The organism is Anaerophaga thermohalophila str. Valhall (assembly GCF_000250735.1).
Classification (GTDB): domain Bacteria; phylum Bacteroidota; class Bacteroidia; order Bacteroidales; family Marinilabiliaceae; genus Anaerophaga; species Anaerophaga thermohalophila_A.
Genome location: NZ_AHZV01000153.1, coordinates 1 through 1,734, shown reverse-complemented (window position 1 = coordinate 1,734; position 1,734 = coordinate 1). Strand labels below are relative to the sequence as shown.

The following is a 1,734-nucleotide window of genomic DNA, read 5'->3' as shown; positions in this document are numbered from 1 at the left end:
TTCTATCATATACCTCATTCCTGTTGTTTTTCAGCATTATTCCGGTCGCATCACAGGTAAAACTCGATCGCGATAAGTGCAGGGAAATGGCCGTTGAATATTCGCGACAGCTACAACTATCGCAAAATCAAAAAGAGCAGGCACTTCTGGACAGAAAAATTGCAAAAGCCGGTTATTTGCCAAAATTCAGTGCCTCAGGAACTTATCTATATAAACCGGATGCGCTGGAGTATTCTCTGGAAGGTGGTTATCTACCTACCTACATCCCAGACGACCAGGGTAATATGCAGCCCAACATTATGCAAAACCCGGTTACCGGACAACCGGTTACCGGTCCCGATGGAAATCCTGTATTCAATATGTATGCCCTGATGCCAGATATTAACATTAACGTGGGGCTTGAAGGCGTTACTATGGCCGGTGTCGAAGTGCAACAGCCCGTTTACATGGGGGGAAAAATTCGTGCCGCAAACAAGTTGGCAAAGGCAGGGGTTGATATAGCTAACCTCCAGGTTGAACAAACTGTTGCTGAAGTACTACTCAAAACAGATGAGGCCTTCTATCAACTGATTGCGGTAAAATCAAAGAAAACTGCAGCGAAGCAATATAAAACACTTTTGGACTCACTTGTTTCCAACATTAAAGCAGGCATGGAAGAGGGAATGGCTACAAGAAATGACCTGCTCAAAGTACAGGTAAAAAGAAACGATGCCATCCTGATGGTGCAAAAAGCTCAAAGTGCCGAAAAACTGGCCGCAATGAACCTATGCCGGATTATCGGGCTGCCGCTTCAGTCTGATATCTCTGTTTCCACGCCACAAAAAGATTCGCTTTTAAGTGTAAAACTAACGGAAACCGAAAATAATATAAGTCGCCGTCCGGAATATCAAATGCTCAGCAAAGTCATAGATATAAAAGAATATGAAGCTGAAATGGCGCGTGCCGAAATGCTTCCCGAAGTTGGCATTTCGGCCGGTTATCATTATTTTGGCGGTCTTGAACTCAATGGCAGAGGCACCGATGAAATGTCATTTATGGCACTGGCATCGGTAAAAATCCCTGTTTTTAAGTGGTTCGAAGAACGTAACAAGCTTACTAAGGCAAAACTTCAGTCCCGTGCTGCCGGACTTGACCTTGAAGAAACAGAAAAACTCCTTCAACTCGAAATTGCTCAGGCAAAATTTAACCTCGAAGATGCTGTTAAACGATACGAACTAACCCTGACTGCTTTAGAACAGGCAAAAGAAAACCTGGAAACCAGCCGTCAGCAATACGAAGAAGGACTGGAAACCCTGGTTAACCTTCTGGAAGCTCAGGCTCAATGGCAGGAAGCGCAAAGCGAACACATCGATGCCAGGACTTCAGTTAAACTGGCTGAAACAAAGTATCTGAAGGCAATCGGGGAACTTAAATGAGAACAAAACAGGCAGAAGTATTGAGCATGGAGCAGAGGGCATGGAGCAGAGGGCATGGAGCAGAGGGCATGGAGCAGAGGGCATGGAGCAAAGAGCATGGAACAAAACAGAAAAAATGGTTCCTGATCATTCCCCTCATTCCCTCACCAGCTCACCAGCTCACCAGCTCATCAAAGCATGGGGTTGAAACCTTCCTCTGATTGCTGACTCTGGAAGTGGGAGAAAGGATTGGAAGGTGAAAGGGTTTAAACGAGCCCCGATTACCCGGGACAAGTCCGTCAGACTAATTAGTGCTCGTCTATAAACTCGCAAAATTTTC

General features: G+C 45.3%; 2 protein-coding genes. Both read left to right on the top strand.

Annotation, left to right across the window (positions count from 1 at the left end; genetic code table 11):
- A partial coding sequence (locus OQ5_RS0108105) for a TolC family protein (RefSeq protein ID WP_016777008.1) occupies window positions 1–1,415 on the top strand: 1,415 nt, incomplete at its 5' end.
- A complete protein-coding gene (locus tag OQ5_RS23445; RefSeq protein WP_016777007.1) occupies window positions 1,412–1,615 on the top strand; it encodes a hypothetical protein in 204 nt (67 codons plus the stop codon). The genes OQ5_RS0108105 and OQ5_RS23445, both read left to right, overlap by 4 nt.
- The last annotated feature ends 119 nt before the right edge of the window (window positions 1,616–1,734 follow it).